Origin of the sequence: Micromonospora sp. NPDC050397 (assembly GCF_044901685.1) — a bacterium.
GTDB lineage: Bacteria > Actinomycetota > Actinomycetes > Mycobacteriales > Micromonosporaceae > Micromonospora_G.
Window position 1 is genome coordinate 145,435 of the sequence record NZ_JBJDPS010000005.1, and the last position, 12,845, is coordinate 158,279.

The window sequence follows — 12,845 nt, forward strand, 5'->3', positions numbered from 1 at the left end:
GGAACAGCCTGATGACAACGGACCAGTCAAACGCCACCGACGTGCCGGCCGACGCGGCGCGGGCGGCTTCCGGCACCGCGAACGGTACGACGAACGGCGGGTCCGGACCCACCACCAACGGATCCGCGACCCACGAGCCGACCGACGTCGCCTCGACCAGCACCCCCACACCGGCCGCCACCACCGACCCGGCGAGCAGTACCGAATCCGCCGCCAAGACCGATACGGCCGCCAAGACCGAAGCGGCCAGCAAGACCGAGCCGACCGCCGAATCGGAAGCCGCCGCCAAGACCGAGCCGAGCGGCAAGACCGAGCCGACCACCGGTCCTGCGGACAGCACAAAACCAACCGTGATCGACCTGGGCACCGTCGGCCCGGCCGGCGCCACGGCGGCAACCGCGTCCCCCCGGACCGGCTGGCGGCGGTTCTGGCCGATCGGCCGTACGGCACCGGCCGGGGTCGCGCGCGCCGTGACCGTCGAGGGCGGGGGGACCGAGGCCGAACCGGTGGACAAGTGGTCCGCCTTCGGGCCGGCACCGGAATCGGTCCCCGGACCGGTCGGCCGGGTCGGCCGGGCGATCGGTCGCATGCTGGTCCACGAGTGGAGCCTGGCGACCCTGGTCGGTCTGGCGCTCGCCGTCGCCATGACCTGGCCGACCCTGCGCTACCCGCAACACACCATCCCGCAGGACATCTGGGACCCGACCCTCCAGGCGTGGCAGATGTCCTGGTCCGGGCACATCCTGCTGACCAATCCGGCGCTGCTCTGGCAGTCGAACGCCTTTTACCCGGAGTCGTGGAGCTTCGCCTTCTCCGACACCCTGCTCGGCTACGCGCCGGCAGGGATGATCGGGGACGGTCCGATGGCCGCCGTTCTCCGCTACAACATCATCTTCGTGCTGGCGCACGCGCTCGCCGCGATCGGCGCGTACGCGTTGGTGCGTCAGCTCGGCGGCGGCAAGATCGGCGCGGCGGTGGCCGCGGTGGCGTACGCCTATCCGCCGTGGCTGCTCTCCCAGTCCGGTCACCTGCACGTGCTCTCCAACGGCGGGATTCCGCTGGCGCTGGCGATGCTGGCCCGGGGACACGGCTGGTCGCTGCGACACGGGTTCCGGCCGGAACGTACCCACGCGGGCTGGGCGCTGGCCGGGTGGCTGGTCGCTGCCTGGCAGCTCAGCCTCGGCTTCGGCATCGGACTGCCGTTCGCGTACTTCCTGGCGCTGATCATGCTCGTCGCCGTGGTGACCTGGTTCGTCCGGCGTACCTGGGTGTGGAAGGAGCGCCGGCCGCTCGGGATCCGGCTGCTGTTGGCCGACATCTGGGGAGCGGTGATCTTCGCCGGAATCGGCGCGCTGCTCGCCATCCCGTACTTCAAGGTCGCCGAGCTGCACCCGAACGCCAAGCGTACGGTCGGCGACCTCGCGCTCTACTCGCCACCGCCCAGTGGGTTCGTTGTCGCCCCGAAGGAGTCGCTGCTCTGGGGTGGCGTGCACGACGCGGCCCGGGCCGGGCTGCCGTGGGCGCCGGAGAACACCCTGCTGCCCGGCTTCGCGCTGTACGCGCTGGCCCTTGCCGGCCTGTTCTTCTCCGTCTGGACCGTACGGCAGCGGCTGCTGCTGCTCGCCTCGGTGCTCGCCACCGGCATCCTCGCCATGGGCACCGAGTTCTTCGGCGGCAGGTTCACCTACCTGCCGCTCTTCGAGAACCTGCCCGGTTGGGACGGGCTGCGTACCCCGGGTCGGTTGATGATCTGGACGACGCTGCTGCTCGGCGTCCTCGCGGCGGGCGCGGTCAGCGCGTTCGCCAAACGGGCCCGGGACATCTCGGCGGCCGAGCGGATCCCGCCCCGACCGGGTCCGTGGCTGCGCCTGGCCACCCTGCTGCCCCTGGCCCTGGTCCTGGTCGAAGGGCTCAACTCGACCCCGACCCCGATCGTGCCGGCCCAGCCCGCAGCCCTGCGTACGGTCGACGGCCCGCTCCTGGTGCTCCCGTCCGACCAGGGGACCGACCAGCACGTGATGCTCTGGTCGACCAGCCGGTTCCAGGACGTGGTGAACGGCGGCAGCGGGTTCACCCCCGACTCGCTGGCGGAGGTGCGCGAGCTGACCCAGAGCTTCCCCGACCAGCCCAGCGTCGACTACCTGCGTGGGCTCGGCGTGAAGACGGTGGTGCTGCTCAAGGACCGGGCCGTCGGTACGCCCTGGGAGCAGGTGGCCGACCGGCCGGTGGAGCAGTTCGGCATCCAACGTGAGGACCGGGGCGACACCATCGTCTTCCAACTCGCCCAGGGCTGAGCCGTCCACCCGCGCACCCACCGCGTGGAGGACAACAAACGAGACTGGCCCGGACCACCGTGACGACGGCGGTCCGGGCCAGTTCAACGTGTACGGGCTGTGGTGCGACTCGTACGGCTGGAGCGCGGGTGTCGGTCAGGCCACCGGCACCGGCTGACCGGGAGACGGCGGCTCGGGCGCGGCCCCGGACCCGTCGGCGCTCCTGCCCGTACGCCAGCGGGTGAACCAGGGCGCGTCCGGGGCCCCGTCGAGCACCCCGCCGTCCGGGTCGTCGTCGTAGGTCGCGCGTACCGGGTCGAGTTCGGGTCGGAGGATCTCGCGCACGATCAGCACGCAGAGGACGACCACCGTGACCCAGCGGAGCGTGGCGGCGAGCACGAACACACCCTCCGGGAAGACCTGCTTGCCCGAGGCGCCGAGCAGTTCGCCGTAGAAGGCGACGAAGTAGCAGACCTCGGCGAGTTGCCAGGCGAGGAACGCGCCCCAGCGCGGCCGGGCGAGCACCAGCAGCGGCAGCAGCCAGAGCGTGTACTGCTGGGACCAGACCTTGCTGAAGATGAGGAACGCGGCGACGACGAGGAAGGCGAGCTGCGCCAGCCGGGGCCGGCGCGGCGCCACCGCCGCGAGCACGGCGACACCGACACAGGCCAGGATGAACAACGCGTACGTCAGGTAGTTGAGCGTCGGGTCGACGTGGTTGCTCAGCCACTGGAACGGTCCCTGGTCACCCGGGGTGCCGCTGGCCCACTTGCCGTCCAGGTAGCGGCCGATGTACCAGAGCGTGCCCCAGTCGATCGGCCGTTCGCTGTTCAGCTCGAAGAAGCGGTTCCAACTCTCCCGGTACAGGATCGCCACCGGTAGGTTCACCGCCACCACGGTGGCCACGGCCACGCCGGTCGTCACCAGTGCCTGACGCAGCCGGTTCGCCCGCAGTGCGAGCACGAGTATCGGCCCGAGGATGAACAGGGGGAACAGTTTCGCGGCGCCGGCCAGCCCGAGCAGGATGCCGGCCGCGACCGGCCGCCGTTTCGCCCAGGCGTAGAGACCGAACGCGGCGAGCCCGATGGCGAGCAGGTCCCAGTTGACCGTGGCGGTGACCAGCAGCGCCGGTGAGAGCGCGAAGAGTGCGGCGTCCCAGGGTCGACGCCGGCGCAGTGACAGCAGCATCGCCACGGTCGCCACCGCGAGCGCGCTGAGCACCAGCGCGTTCAGGTTGTAGAACCACATCCCCTGGTTGAGACCGGGCCGGGATTCACCGAGCGCGTGTACGGGAAGGCCGAGCGCGCCCATGAAGTAGCCGGTCACGACCGGGTACTCGACCGGGTGGTCCTGGTAGGGGACCTTGCCCTCGTTGAGGCCCTCGGCGTAGTAGAGCGCGAGCACGTCGGTGTAGCAGAGCCGGGTGTACTGGATGTTGTTCTGCCAGGCCCCGTCCTGGCACGGCGACTTCTGCACCCAGTGCAGGGCGAGGGTGAGGCAGGTCAGGGCCAGCACGATCCGCGCGGCCGTCCAGAAGACGCCACTGCGGTCGCCGCCGCCCCGGTTGACGCCCACGGCGTGGTCGCCGAGGGGGCCACCGATCGCCTCGGCCAGCCCTCGGACGAATCCGTCCGAGCGGGAGGGGTGGTCCACCTTCTCAGGCTCGTCGATGCCTGCCGTCGGCTGCGCGCTCATGAACAGGCATCCTGCCGTACGCGACCGTCATCCGTCCTGCCCGGCCCGGCCGTGTCGGACACCGGGCACGGAAACGGGCCGGCAACCGGGTGAATGCCCGGTTGCCGGCCCGCCGCGTTCATCAGTCTCGGGTACGCCCGGTGGGGGTCGGAACCACGCCGCCGCCGCCACCGCCGCCTGGGTTCTGCCCGCCCGGGTTCTGTCCCCCTGGGTTCTGTCCGCCCGGGTTCTGTCCCCCTGGGTTCTGTCCGCCCGGGTTCTGTCCCGGCGGATCCTGCCCCGGCGGGTTTCCTCCCGGCGGATTGCCGTTCTGCGGGCAGAAGAGCGGGATCGGGTTGGTGCAGGCCGGTGGCTGGCCCGCCGGCGGCGGGGGCGGCGCGGGCCGCTCGCCGTTACCGGCGTCCGGGTCACCGAAGTCCTTCGGCGGCTCCGGGAACTTCTCCACCTTCTGGCCCTTCAGGGCCAGGTTCATGAAGTCCTTCCACACCTCCGCGGGGAGGCCGGCACCGCCGATCCGGTTTCCTGCCTTGTCCTTGATCGCCTTCAGGTCGCCGACGTTGCCGACCCAGACCGCCGTGGCCACCTGTGGGGTGGCACCGACCATCCAGGCGTGCGCGTTCTCCGGGCTGGTCGGGCTCAACTCCCAGGTGCCGGTCTTGCCGGTGGCGGGCCGGTTGCCGCTGAGCTCGTCGTTGCCGACCCCCGGAATCTTCTCCAGTACGGCGTTGACGCTGTCCGCGACCTCCGCACGGATCCGTCGCACCGGCTTGAGCTGCTCGCCGCCGAGCTTCTTCCAGGCGCCGGTCTCCTTGTCCTTCTGCTCGACCTTCAGCACAAAGTGCGGCTTGTTGTAGATGCCCCGGTTCGCCAGGGTGGCCACACCGCTGGCGTGGTCGAGCACGGTGATCGCGTACTGGCCGAAGCCGACGTAGGTGTCGAACGGCGACTCCTTGCCCGAACCCTTGGTCAGGTCGTAGGGCTTGCCGTCGTCCGTCCACATGGTGGTGACGCCGGCAGCCTTCGCCATGTCGACCACCTTCTCCACGCCGATCTTCTCGGTGACGTGGTAGAACGGCACGTTGTACGACTGGATCGTCGATTCCGACAGCGTGCAGTACTTCGCGCAGCTCGGTTTGCGGCCCGCGTTGTTGACGGTCGGGCCACCACCGGGAACCTTGTAGTCCGTGGCGTCCCAGCGCGACTCGACCGCCATCCCCTCCTGGAGCGCCGCCGCCAGGGTGTAGATCTTGAAGGTCGAGCCCGGCGGGTGGCCACCGGTGAGGGTGCCTTCCAGGTTCTTGCCGGCGTAGTCGTGGCCGACGCCGTTGTCACCGCCGAAGTAGGCCAGCACCCCACCGGTCTTCGGGTTGATCGCCGCCGCCGCCGCCATCAGGTTGGCCGGCTGGTCGCTGAGATCGGAACCCTTGGCCTTCCGCCAGGCCACCGACTCCATCGCCTGCTGCATCTTCGGGTCGATGGTGGTGGTGATCTTGTAGCCACCGTCCCGGATCTGCTTGATACAGGAGTCCGCGTCGGCGCAGATCTTCATCTGCACCATCTCGTCGCGAACGTAGTTGACCACGTTGCCGACCGGGGTGTTGATGCCGCATTCGAGGCCGCAGTTGGCCGCGTCCTTCGGCTTCTCCTTGAACTTCGGGTACTCGGCGGGCTTCTCCTCCGGCTTCAGCCACTGCTTCTCGATCATGCCCGAGAGGACGTAGTCCCACCGGCCCTTGGCCGCCTCCAGGTTCTCGGCCGGGTCGTAGCCCTTGTGGCCGGTCAGCGAGTCCGGCTGCGGCTGCTTGATGACCGCCGCCAGCACCGCGCCCTCGGCGATGGTCAGCTTGTCCACCGGCTTGCCGAAGTACGCCTGCGCCGCCGCGTCGATGCCGTACGCGCCACGACCGAAGTAGATGGTGTTCAGGTAGAACTCCATGATCTTCGGCTTGGGGTACTTCTCGTTCAGCTTCGACGCGAGTACGGCTTCCTTGACCTTACGGCCGTAGCCACCGGTCAGCTCCATCGCGTTCCGGGCGTACTGCTGGGTGATCGTGGAGGCACCTTGCTTGCTTCCGCCGGTGAAGTTGTTCCAGGCGGCACGGGCGATACCGACGTAGTCGAGACCGCCGTGGGTGTAGAAGTTCCGGTCCTCGGCCGAGGCGACCGACCTCTCCACGTAGTCCGGGATCTGGTCGATGGTGACGAAGTTCCGGTTGACCTCGCCGAGCTTCACCAGCTCCTTCGTGCCGTTGTTGGCGTAGATCGTGCTGGAGAGCGGGAGCGTCATGTCCGCCGGCAGCAGCACCTGGGTGGAGTAGTAGGTCACGCCCACCACGCCACCGCCGGCCAGCATGATCAGCACGGCGAAGCCGGCAATCAGCCAGTTGACCCGACGACGGATCTTGGCCTTGCGCTGTGCCTCCGGATCTCCGCTGCCGCGCGAACCGCGCCGGCCCGGACCGTCGGGGCCGTCCGGGCCTCCCGGTCCGCCCGCGCCACCGGGGCGCACGCTCGCCCGACCGGCCATGCCCGCACTGCCCACCGAGGCCGAACCGACGCTGGCCCGGCCAGCCGGACCGGCGTAGCCACCGTCCGGGCCTGGCGGTGTGGCCCGGCCGCCGACCCGCGCCCGTCCCGGCGAGGCGGAGCCGACCGAGGCCGAACCCACCGAGGCCGAACCGACGGAGGCGGAGCCCCTCGACGCCGAGCCGACCGAAGCCGAACCGACGGAGGCGGAGCCGACCGAGGCCGCGCCTCTCGACGCCGACGCTCTGCCGGCCGACGCTCCCGGGCCGCTCGGAGCCGCGCCGCGAGCGCCGCCCACGGAGGCCGAGCCGACCGACGCGCGTCCACTCGACGCGGGACCGACCGAAGCGGCGCCCCTGGGCGTCGCCGAGCCTGATGATCCGTTGCTGCCGTTCGCACCGCCGTTGGCGGACCAACTTCCGGCCGCGCCTGCGGGCGCGGAGGAGCGGTAGGTCGGTTGGGCGTCCGGGTCCGGACGCCGGTACGGGTCGTCCGCCGCCGGTCCGGGTTCGCCGTTCGGCCCGGGACGGGCCTGACCGCGTGCGGAACTGGGGTCGCCGTACGAGTTCATTTGTCACACCCTGCCGGTCGCGGTGACGCGCGCGAGCGCTGCCACCGGGTTGCCGTGAGCTAGAACACGCTGCAAGCTTGGCCGGGATCGCCCATTGCCTGCAGCCGCTTCGGGAATTTCCGGACTTATCCGGTTAGGAATCCGCCACTCGCCCTGATATGTCGGGGGAACCGTGCTAAGGGCCGGGGGCGGTGGGTTCACCTGCGCGCCTCACGCCTTCGCCGGGCGGTGGGTGCCCGGGAGCCGGTGGCCGCGACGGCTTCGCCGACGGGTGACTCACCCTGGTCGTTGGCGACGCCGTCCCGTCCGAGCAGGTACTGCTCGACGAGATGGTTCCAGTCACAGGCGCGGCACACCTCGACCACGTAGACCTGGAACTCACGCACAGTCATGGCGAGCACGGGCAACTCCGCCAACGTGCGCGCCTGTCCGGCGGACTGCTTGAGCTCATCGCCGTAAATGTAGTGGACGTGGGTGAGATTCTCGCGCCGGCAGATCGGACAGCGCACCTCGGTCGGCTCGCCGTGGAAGCGAGCGGCGTTCTTCAGGTACGGAGATGCGTCACAGACCTCGTACGTGCCGACCCGTCCGGCGTACACCTCGCGCAGTACCGCCCGCTTCTGGAGCGAGTAGTCCACCACCTGGCGCTGCGTACGCATGCGGTGAAGGGTACGCGGTTCGGGCGGGCGAGGCGACCACCGTCACACTCTGTAGCGACACGGGTGCCGAACAGGGTTTGCCCTCGTCACCCTCGTGGGTCTACGGTGCGATGTATCGGGCCGATACATCGGGTGGATTACCGGGATGCAAGCGGGGAATGGAGGGTTGGCGCCAAATGCTTGAACTCGCCGTCCTCGGCCTGCTGCAGGAGTCCCCAATGCACGGCTATGAGCTGCGCAAAGAGCTCGCCGCCAAGCTCGGCGCCATCCGGGCCGCGATCAGCTACGGCTCGCTCTACCCGACGCTACGCCGGCTCCAGGCCGCCGGTTGGATAGCCGAGGCGGCCGAGACATCGGTCACCAGCGAGGTGGTCCCCGCGCTGACCAGCCGTCGGGGTCGGGTGGTCTACAAAATCACGGCGGAGGGCAAGGAACGGTTCGCCGAACTCATCGCGCAGACCGGTCCGGAGACGTACGAGGACACCGGGTTCGGGGTTCACTTCGCGTTCTTCGCCCGTACCGACCAGGCCACCCGACTACGGATCCTGGAAGGTCGCCGACGCAAGATCGAGGAACGTCGCGAGGGCCTACGCGACGTGCTCGGCCGGGCGGCCGAACGCCTCGACGCGTACACACTCGAACTTCAGCGCCACGGGCTCGACGCCTGCGAACGCGAAGTCCGCTGGCTGGAGGAGCTCATCGCCAACGAGCGCTCCGGCCGGGCTCCCGCGGCACCCACGACGGGTGCGGCCGGGACCCCATCAACCGAGATAAGCCCGCCTCCGCCAGGGCAGCAGCCCAGCAATGAGCCGGAGCGGCCGTGATGAAGAAGGAGGCAAACGCGATGGGTTCCGTCCGCGTCGCCATCGTCGGTGTGGGTAACTGCGCCTCGTCCCTGGTCCAGGGTGTGGAGTACTACCGCAACGCCGACCCCAACGACCGCGTCCCCGGTCTCATGCACGTGACCTTTGGCGACTACCACGTCTCGGACGTGGAGTTCGTCGCGGCGTTCGACGTCGACGCCAAGAAGGTCGGCATGGACCTGGCCGAGGCGATCGTGGCCAGCGAGAACAACACCATCAAGTTGGCCGACGTACCGCCGACCGGTGTTGTCGTCCAGCGCGGTCCGACCCTGGACGGGCTGGGCCAGTACTACCGGGAGATCGTCCAGGAGTCCGACCGCGAGCCGGCCGACGTGGCGCAGGCGCTGCGGGACGCCCGGGTCGACGTGGTCGTCTCCTACCTGCCGGTCGGCTCGGAACAGGCGGACAAGTTCTACGCCCAGGCGGCGATCGACGCCGGCTGCGCGTTCGTGAACGCGCTCCCCGTCTTCATCGCCTCCGACCCGGCGTGGGCGCAGAAGTTCACCGACGCCGGCCTGCCGATCGTCGGCGACGACATCAAGAGCCAGGTCGGTGCCACCATCGTGCACCGCGCGCTGGCCAAGCTCTTCGAGGACCGTGGGGTCGAGCTGCTGCGGACGTACCAGCTCAACTTCGGCGGCAACATGGACTTCATGAACATGCTGGAGCGCACCCGCCTGGTCTCGAAGAAGATCTCGAAGACCCAGTCGGTCACCTCGCAGATCCCGCACGAGATCAACAAGGGCGACGTGCACATCGGGCCGTCGGACCACGTGCCGTGGCTCGACGACCGCAAGTGGGCGTACATCCGCCTGGAGGGTCGTTCCTTCGGCGACGTGCCGCTCAACGCCGAACTCAAGCTCGAGGTCTGGGACTCGCCGAACTCGGCCGGCGTCATCATCGACGCGGTACGCGCGGCGAAGATCGCCCTGGACCGGGGCATCGGCGGCCCGATCCTCTCGGCGTCGTCCTACTTCATGAAGTCGCCCCCGGTGCAGTACTCGGACCACGACGCGCACCAGTCGGTCGAGGACTTCATCGCCGGCAAGGTCGAGCGCTGAGCGATCGCCTGAACAGCCGGCGCTGAGCAGCGGTCAGCGCGCGCGAGGGCCGGGTCCACCACGGACCCGGCCCTCGCCGCGTCCGTGGTCACGGGGTCGGCGCGGTGACGCTCACGCCGTGGATCGGCCCGAGCAAAGCACCGTGGACCAGCCGAGCCGAGCACCGTTGATCGGCCGGACGGGGCCCAGGTCAGCCCCAGGCCCGCTCCAGCGCCACCCGGGCCTCGAGTTCCAGCAGGTGGCGCTTGCGGGGCAGGCCACCGCCGAAGCCGACGAGCTTGCCGTTGGCGCCGACGATCCGGTGACAGGGCACGATCACCGGGATCGGGTTCCGGTTGCAGGCCACCCCCACCGCACGGGCCGCGCCCGGGTCGCCCACCGCCAGTGCCACTTCGCCGTACGTGCGCATCTCGCCGTACGGGATGGTCGACATCTCGCGCCACACCGCCCGTTCGAAGGCCGAGCCCCGGAGCACGGAGAGCGGAACGGTGAATTCCGTCAGTTCGCCGGCGAAGTACGACCGCAACTGCTCGATCGCGTCCTGCCGCCACCGTCCGGCATCGCCCGGCACGGGTTCGGCCGGCTCCACCCCGGCCGGGACCGCGCCCTCGACCGGACCGAACTGCACCCCGCAGACACCGAGCCGGTCGACGGCGACGGAGAGTTCACCGATCGGTGAGTCGAGCAGGGTCCAGCGCATCGACCCAGTATCCAACCGCCGCCCGACTCGGGCCGGTGGAGGTGGACGGCGAGCTGGGTGGCGGACGCGACGAGGCTGCTCAGCACCGGAAACGGGCAGGCTCCCGGAAGCCCCGGCCTGCCCCGGCCGTACGTGCGATGCTGGCGCCAACCGGACTTTTTGCCACTCGGTTGTACTCATCTCCGCATTGGTACCGGTGTTGTCCGGCGAGCCGTGAGGCGTGCGTCACGTCTACCGATCCAAGCGAGGGTGACGTGTCATCCTGGCTACGGCGATGTCCAGGGATGACACGTCACCCTAGTAAAGGAAGATCGAAGATGACCAAGGTAGCCATCATCCTCGGCAGCACCCGGCCGGGTCGTAACGGCGAGGCCGTCGCCCGCTGGGTCCTCGACCTCGCGAGCAAGCGCACCGACGCCGAGTTCGAGCTGGTCGACATCGCGACCTACAACCTCCCCCATCTCGACGAGGCGATCCCGCCGTCGATGGGGCAGTACGCCAACGAGCACACCAAGGAGTGGGCCGCGAAGATCGCCGAGTTCGACGCGTACGTCTTTGTCACCCCGGAGTACAACCACTCCACCTCGGGTGCCCTGAAGAACGCGATCGACTACCTGTACGGCGAGTGGAACAACAAGGCGGCCGGCTTCGTCAGCTACGGCAGTGTCGGTGGCACCCGCGCGGTCGAGCACCTCCGCCTGATCATGGCCGAACTCCAGGTCGCGACCGTCCGCGCCCAGGTCGCGCTCACGCTGCACAGTGACTTCGAGAACTACAGCGTGTTCAAGCCGGCCCCGATGCACGACGACACCCTGAACACCGTGCTCGACCAGGTGGTCGCCTGGGGCGGCGCGCTCAAGACGCTGCGCAAGTAGCACCGCCGAATCCCCGGGTACGACCACGGGGCGACGTCCCGGGCGGGCGTCGCCCCTTCGTGCGCGCCGGGCTCAGCCCGCGATGCCCTGCTCCCGCGCCCAACGCAGCAACTCGGCCTCGGCCTCGTCCCGGTCCATCGGCCCACGTTCGAGGCGCAGCTCCTTCAGGTGGCGCCACGCCTGACCGACGAGCGGACCCGGCGGTACGCCGAGCAGCTCCATGATCGCGTTACCGTCCAGGTCGGGCCGGACCCGGGCCAGGTCCTCCTCAGCCTGGATCCGCGCGATCCGCTCCTCCAACGCGTCGTAGTCCGAGGCGAGTTGCCGCGCCTTGCGCCGGTTGCGGGTGGTGCAGTCGGAGCGGGTCAGCTTGTGCAGGCGGGGCAGCAACTCACCCGCGTCCGCGACGTAGCGGCGGACCGCCGAGTCGGTCCACTCACCCCGCCCGTAGCCGTAGAACCGCAGGTGCAACCCGACCAGCGCGACCACCTGGGAGATCACGTCCTTGGGGAAGCGCATCGCTTTCATCCGTTGCTTGGTCAGCTTCGCCCCGACCACCTCGTGGTGGTGGAAGCTGACCCTGCCGTCGCTGCCGACCGCCTTGGTGGCCGGCTTGCCGACGTCGTGCATCAGTGCGGCCATCCGCAGGACGAAGTCGCACTCCGGCCCCTCCAGCCGGACCGCGTTGCTCACCACGATCAGCGTGTGCTCGTACACGTCCTTGTGCTGGGCGTGCTCGTCGATCTCCAGCTTCAGGCCGGTGAGCTCGGGCAGGAACCGGTCGGCCAGGCCGGTGTCGACCAGCAGCCGCAGTCCGGTGATCGGGTCCGCGCCGCAGAGCAGCTTGGTGAACTCGTCCCGGACCCGTTCGGCGGTGATCCGGTCCAGGTCGGTGGCCATCGCGGTCATCGCCGCGTGGACCTCCGGCTGCACGGTGAAGCCCAACTGCGCCGCGAACCGGGCCGCGCGGAGCATCCGCAGCGGATCGTCACCGAACGACTCCCGGGGCGTGCCCGGCGTACGGATCACCCGGGCGGCGAGATCGGCCAGCCCACCGTACGGGTCGGTGAAGGTGTGTCCGGGGACGCTGACCGCCATCGCGTTGATGGTGAAGTCCCGCCGCCGCAGGTCGTCGACGAGGTTGGTGCCGTACCGCACCACCGGGTTACGGGTGATCTGGTCGTACGACTCGGCCCGGAAGGTGGTGATCTCCAGTCGCAGGCCCTCGCGCTGGGCGCCGATGGTGCCGAACTCCCGCCCGGTCTCCCAGGTCGCCTCGGCCCAGCCCCGGACGATCCGGAGGGTGTCGTCCGGGTGGGCGTCGGTGCAGAAGTCGAGGTCGTCGCCGAGCCGGCCGAGCAGCGCGTCCCGTACCGAACCGCCGACCAGGTGCAGCTCGAACCCGGCGCGGGCGAACCGGCGCCCCAACTCGTCGGCGACCGGGGAGACACGCATCAGTTCGGCGACGGCATTGCGCTGGGCGGCGCTCAGACCGGGCGCGACGGACTGGGCCGCGGCGGCGTCAGCGGCGTTCGGAGCGGAGGTTTCGGACATGGGAGCGCCAGCCTATCGGTCCGTCCGATCCGCTGTCCCGGCGGGCGGACCAGCGGTATCGGACTCGG

Annotated in this window: 10 protein-coding genes; 5 read left to right on the forward strand and 5 right to left on the reverse strand. The window is 69.8% G+C overall.

Annotation, left to right across the window (positions count from 1 at the left end):
- Positions 1 to 11: 11 nt before the first annotated feature.
- The gene (locus ACI2K4_RS19545; protein ID WP_404513116.1) at positions 12 to 2,294 is read left to right on the forward strand and encodes a hypothetical protein; all 2,283 of its coding nucleotides are present in this window, start codon (positions 12 to 14) and stop codon (positions 2,292 to 2,294) included.
- Positions 2,295 to 2,429: 135 nt separating this feature from the next.
- Here ACI2K4_RS19545 and ACI2K4_RS19550 read toward each other — a convergent pair whose 3' ends face one another.
- Entirely contained in the window at positions 2,430 to 3,968 is a 1,539-nt protein-coding gene (locus tag ACI2K4_RS19550; RefSeq protein ID WP_404513117.1) for a glycosyltransferase family 87 protein, read from the reverse strand.
- Positions 3,969 to 4,089: 121 nt separating this feature from the next.
- The gene (locus ACI2K4_RS19555) at positions 4,090 to 6,495 is read right to left on the reverse strand and encodes a transglycosylase domain-containing protein (protein WP_404513118.1); all 2,406 of its coding nucleotides are present in this window, start codon (positions 6,493 to 6,495) and stop codon (positions 4,090 to 4,092) included.
- A 79-nt stretch (positions 6,496 to 6,574) separates the two neighbouring features.
- On the opposite strand from ACI2K4_RS19555, the gene ACI2K4_RS19560 reads away from it, so the two are divergent.
- Positions 6,575 to 6,946, forward strand: coding sequence for a hypothetical protein (locus tag ACI2K4_RS19560; protein ID WP_404513119.1), 372 nt, complete (start codon positions 6,575 to 6,577; stop codon positions 6,944 to 6,946).
- 316 nt (positions 6,947 to 7,262) lie between these two features.
- On the opposite strand, the gene ACI2K4_RS19565 is transcribed toward ACI2K4_RS19560, so the two are convergent.
- Positions 7,263 to 7,724 carry a DUF5318 domain-containing protein gene (locus ACI2K4_RS19565; RefSeq protein ID WP_404513120.1) on the reverse strand — a complete coding sequence of 154 codons (462 nt, stop codon included), beginning with the start codon at positions 7,722 to 7,724 and terminating at the stop codon, positions 7,263 to 7,265.
- Positions 7,725 to 7,900: 176 nt separating this feature from the next.
- Here ACI2K4_RS19565 and ACI2K4_RS19570 point away from each other — a divergent pair, with 176 nt between their 5' ends.
- Both ACI2K4_RS19570 and ACI2K4_RS19575 read left to right on the forward strand, forming a co-directional pair.
- Positions 7,901 to 8,548: a PadR family transcriptional regulator gene (locus tag ACI2K4_RS19570; protein ID WP_404513121.1), complete on the forward strand. Its 648-nt coding sequence runs from the start codon at positions 7,901 to 7,903 to the stop codon at positions 8,546 to 8,548.
- Between the two features lie 20 nt (positions 8,549 to 8,568).
- Positions 8,569 to 9,648 (forward strand): inositol-3-phosphate synthase, encoded by a 1,080-nt coding sequence (locus tag ACI2K4_RS19575; RefSeq protein ID WP_404513122.1) that lies wholly within the window; start codon positions 8,569 to 8,571, stop codon positions 9,646 to 9,648.
- A 190-nt stretch (positions 9,649 to 9,838) separates the two neighbouring features.
- On the opposite strand, the gene ACI2K4_RS19580 is transcribed toward ACI2K4_RS19575, so the two are convergent.
- Complete coding sequence (locus ACI2K4_RS19580) at positions 9,839 to 10,348, reverse strand: methylated-DNA--[protein]-cysteine S-methyltransferase (protein WP_404513123.1); 510 nt, start codon at positions 10,346 to 10,348, stop codon at positions 9,839 to 9,841.
- A gap of 317 nt (positions 10,349 to 10,665) precedes the next feature.
- On the opposite strand from ACI2K4_RS19580, the gene ACI2K4_RS19585 reads away from it, so the two are divergent.
- Positions 10,666 to 11,223, forward strand: coding sequence for an NADPH-dependent FMN reductase (locus ACI2K4_RS19585; protein ID WP_404513124.1), 558 nt, complete (start codon positions 10,666 to 10,668; stop codon positions 11,221 to 11,223).
- 72 nt (positions 11,224 to 11,295) lie between these two features.
- Here the strand turns inward: ACI2K4_RS19585 and ACI2K4_RS19590 are convergent, their stop codons facing one another.
- A complete protein-coding gene (locus ACI2K4_RS19590; RefSeq protein ID WP_404513125.1) occupies positions 11,296 to 12,777 on the reverse strand; it encodes a CCA tRNA nucleotidyltransferase in 1,482 nt (493 codons plus the stop codon).
- Between the last annotated feature and the right edge of the window lie 68 nt (positions 12,778 to 12,845).

Coding starts and splice junctions, on each gene's coding strand:
- ACI2K4_RS19580 (WP_404513123.1), bottom strand. CDS start 10,348: ATGCGCTGGACCCTGCTCGACTCACCGATCGGTGAACTCTCCGTCGCC.
- ACI2K4_RS19585 (WP_404513124.1), top strand. CDS start 10,666: ATGACCAAGGTAGCCATCATCCTCGGCAGCACCCGGCCGGGTCGTAAC.
- ACI2K4_RS19590 (WP_404513125.1), bottom strand. CDS start 12,777: ATGTCCGAAACCTCCGCTCCGAACGCCGCTGACGCCGCCGCGGCCCAG.
- ACI2K4_RS19565 (WP_404513120.1), bottom strand. CDS start 7,724: ATGCGTACGCAGCGCCAGGTGGTGGACTACTCGCTCCAGAAGCGGGCG.
- ACI2K4_RS19550 (WP_404513117.1), bottom strand. CDS start 3,968: ATGAGCGCGCAGCCGACGGCAGGCATCGACGAGCCTGAGAAGGTGGAC.
- ACI2K4_RS19545 (WP_404513116.1), top strand. CDS start 12: ATGACAACGGACCAGTCAAACGCCACCGACGTGCCGGCCGACGCGGCG.
- ACI2K4_RS19555 (WP_404513118.1), bottom strand. CDS start 6,495: ATGGCCGGTCGGGCGAGCGTGCGCCCCGGTGGCGCGGGCGGACCGGGA.
- ACI2K4_RS19570 (WP_404513121.1), top strand. CDS start 7,901: ATGCTTGAACTCGCCGTCCTCGGCCTGCTGCAGGAGTCCCCAATGCAC.
- ACI2K4_RS19575 (WP_404513122.1), top strand. CDS start 8,569: ATGGGTTCCGTCCGCGTCGCCATCGTCGGTGTGGGTAACTGCGCCTCG.